We start from the raw sequence: 3,402 nt of genomic DNA on the forward strand, positions 1-3,402 counted from the left end.
ATAACTGATAACTGATAACTGATAACTGATAACTGATAACTGATAACTGATAACTGATAACTGATAACTGATAACTGATAACTGATAACTGATAACTGATAACTGATAACTGAAAAACCCCCTAACCCCAGCGACTAGCGATGGGCATTCGCCAACCGGTGCCAAAAGCGCGATCGCTAATTTTTAGGACTGGGGGGGCTTGTTTGCGCTTAAATTCGGCATTTTTAACTAATTTAATCACTTTCTGCACAATTTCTGGCTCAAAGCCGGCGGCGATAATTTGTTCGGCGGATTGATGGCGATCGATTAATAGTGCTAAAATAGCATCTAAAATCTCGTAGGGAGGTAAAGAATCTTGATCCTTCTGATTGGGTTTTAATTCAGCACTAGGAGCTTTATTAATCACATTGAGGGGAATAATTTCCCCGCGCCGATTTAACCAGCGACAGAGGGAATAAACCCTGGTTTTCGGCACATCAGCAATCACTGCTAAACCACCATTCATATCACCGTAGAGAGTGCAATATCCCACCGCCATTTCTGATTTATTGCCAGTGGATAATAGTAAATGTCCGAATTTATTAGAGAGAGCCATCAATAAATTACCGCGAATGCGTGACTGAAGATTTTCTTCAGCAATACCGAAATCAGTCCCCGCGAAAAGACCATCTAAAAGTTGATCATAAGCGGTCATAATTTCCTGAATTGCTAACTTCTCACTTTTGATACCTAAATTATTAACTAAAGCCACCGCATCGCTAATGGAATGGTCGGAACTATAGGGAGAAGGCATCATCACAGCGAGAACATTTTCTTTACCTAATGCGTCGCTGGCAATAGCGGCAACTAAACTGGAATCAATGCCACCACTCAAGCCGAAAATTACCCGTTTAAAACCGCATTTCTTCACATAATCTCGCACTCCTAAGACTAAGGCTCGATAAATTTCCTCATCTTCATCGACGGGTAAAGGATGAATAACTGCGGGTAACAAATCTTGATTAAACTCGATTAATTCTAGGCTAGAAGTAAATGCTTGGGCGCGATAAATCACTTCTCCTTGTCGGTTAAAAGCCACGCTGTCACCATCAAAAATTAAATCATCATTACCTCCCACTTGATTGACATAAACTATAGGTAAATTATATCTAGTGGCACTATGGGATAATAAAGATTCTCGCAATTTTTGCTTACCGACACTGTAGGGAGAAGCGGAAAGATTAACGATTAAATCCACTCCTAAATTAGCTAAATCGGCGATGGGATTAACCGCGTATTGACGTTGACCCCAAAATTGTTCATCATTCCAAACATCTTCACAGATAGTTACACCGATTTTTACATTATTTTCTGTTAGTTGAAAATATTGACTTTCTTTCCCAGAAGCAAAGTAACGATCCTCATCAAAAACATCGTAGGTAGGCAATAAACGTTTAGTAAAAATTTGTTTAATCTCTTGACTTTTTAACAAAGCTATGCTATTAAATAACGGCTTTTCTCCTCTGACCGTTGCCGAGGGATTTTTTTCGACAAAACCGACTAAGACGGCTAACTTTTCTGGTAATTGTTGGGACAATAATTGCAATTGTCGAGACATTTTCTCCACAAAACCCAGATTTAATAACAAGTCTCTGGGAGGATAACCACAGAGGGATAATTCCGGGGTTAAAAGTAATTCTGCTCCCTGATTAAATGCTGTTTGAGCAGCCTCTAAAATTCTTTGGGCATTTCCTTCGATATCTCCAACAATGGGATTTAATTGAGCGATAGCAATTCTCATATTTTTTCCTATTTAAACAAAAACTAACGGTTGCTCTTTAAAGGGAGCAAAAGCTTTTTCATCAAAGCGATATAAACTAGCGGGACGACCGGCACCACGCGAGACTTTTAAACCCATATCCTTGAGAAATCCTAATTTCAATAGCCGATTTCTGAAGTTAGAATAATCACTAAAATTTTTACCTAAAATTGTCTCATAAAATTGATAAAGATCATTTAAAGTAAATAATTCTGGTAAAACCTCAAAAGCGACGGGACTATATTCTACTTTATTGCGTAATCTTCGCCAGCCATATTCCAAAATTTGACCGTGATTAAAGGCTAAATCTGGCACTTTATCAATCATATACCAAGTGATATTATAATCCCGTTCAGTGATTAACTTTGCTTCTTCAAACCGCACTAAAGCGAAGTAACTCACCGATAGATAACGTTTCCCAAAACTCTCGGCCGCTGCCGGGGAATCTCCCTCTGGACTGCCAAAAGTATATAACTGTTCCAGATAGAGATTATTGACGCTAATTTTCTCGGCTAAAATTCGATAGGCTGCCGTTTCCAGTGATTCCCCATTTCTCACTAAAGTCCCGGGTAAACTCCAGTAATTACTAAAGGGTTCTTCCCGTCTTTTAATCAGAAGCACTAGCAGCCGATTTAATTGGGTATCAACGGAAAAGATCACGTTATCAACTCCGACTTTAAAATCAGCTAGAGATTTATTAGCTAGGGTATTTAGCGGTTTCATGGGTAAAGTTTTTGACCTTCGATATAATCTTTAATCGGTGCGGGAACAGCCTGTTTATCGCCTTTTTCTCGATAATCTGTTGAGGATACAGCCGGAGCAAAGACATCGGCAATCAGACAATCACCCCCTAATGTTTGCAGTTGTTCAATATCATCTTGGTTAATAGGATAACCGGGACGAGGAATCACGAGAATTTTGACTTTTTCTAGTAATTCTTGGCTGCGATACCAGTGCCTAATTTGTCCCGCTAAATCAGAACCAATGACTAGGGTATATTCCTCCTGTTCTCCCCAAATTGTTTGCGCTTTTTCCACACTAATTAAGCTACGTTGATCGCTTAATTCTCGTCGTAGTTGTATATTATCCCTTGGGGTTTGAATATCCCGGATGAGCAAATTTAACATCCTCAGACGATGTTCGAGACTGGTTTGATGATTTTTAAAGGGATTATCGGCAGCCCAAACCGCAACAATATCGTATTGTTCCGATAACCATTTTAGTATGGCTTGATGACCGGCAGTGGGAGGATCGGCACTGGTTCCAAAAAGGGCAATTTTAAGCATAGGATTCAATTGCTTGCTCACTGAGGGATTAGTTTAACTCTGCTCAAGCTTGGCAAAAATTAACTTCTCCCCATTATAGTTGATTTTACCAAAATAGAGCAAGAGGATCAGTGATCAGTAATCAGTGACAAGAAAGCTCCGAACTTGCCACTTAATACTAGGCGTTGTCAGATAAAGAGATGAGAAGGCAAAATAGATAGAAACTCATTGACATCCTCGCCGCCGTAAAACGGACGGCGATTCCCAAACCTCACGATTTGGGTTTCTGCTTCTTTCCCGAAGGATTTTTCGCACCTGCCTTAACAGATTTACTCTGTT

The 3,402-nt window shown here is 39.7% G+C and carries 3 protein-coding genes; all 3 read right to left on the bottom strand.

Going from position 1 to position 3,402, the window contains the following annotated elements:
- Positions 1 to 121 precede the first annotated feature (121 nt).
- The 3 genes from H6F92_RS00515 to H6F92_RS00525 are packed head-to-tail and all read right to left on the bottom strand — an operon-like array spanning position 122 to position 3,084.
- A complete protein-coding gene (locus H6F92_RS00515; RefSeq protein WP_190356411.1) occupies positions 122 to 1,780 on the bottom strand; it encodes an NAD+ synthase in 1,659 nt (552 codons plus the stop codon).
- 12 nt (positions 1,781 to 1,792) lie between these two features.
- Positions 1,793 to 2,521: an NUDIX hydrolase gene (locus H6F92_RS00520; protein ID WP_190356412.1), complete on the bottom strand. Its 729-nt coding sequence runs from the start codon at positions 2,519 to 2,521 to the stop codon at positions 1,793 to 1,795.
- Entirely contained in the window at positions 2,518 to 3,084 is a 567-nt protein-coding gene (locus H6F92_RS00525; RefSeq protein WP_190356413.1) for a nicotinate-nucleotide adenylyltransferase, read from the bottom strand. Before H6F92_RS00525 ends, H6F92_RS00520 begins: the two co-directional genes overlap by 4 nt.
- Positions 3,085 to 3,402: the final 318 nt, after the last annotated feature.

Origin of the sequence: Microcystis wesenbergii FACHB-1317, assembly GCF_014696875.1 — a bacterium.
In the GTDB taxonomy this organism is placed as follows: Bacteria; Cyanobacteriota; Cyanobacteriia; order Cyanobacteriales; family Microcystaceae; genus Microcystis; species Microcystis wesenbergii_A.

Coding starts and splice junctions, on each gene's coding strand:
- H6F92_RS00520 (WP_190356412.1), bottom strand. CDS start 2,521: ATGAAACCGCTAAATACCCTAGCTAATAAATCTCTAGCTGATTTTAAA.
- H6F92_RS00515 (WP_190356411.1), bottom strand. CDS start 1,780: ATGAGAATTGCTATCGCTCAATTAAATCCCATTGTTGGAGATATCGAA.
- H6F92_RS00525 (WP_190356413.1), bottom strand. CDS start 3,084: ATGCTTAAAATTGCCCTTTTTGGAACCAGTGCCGATCCTCCCACTGCC.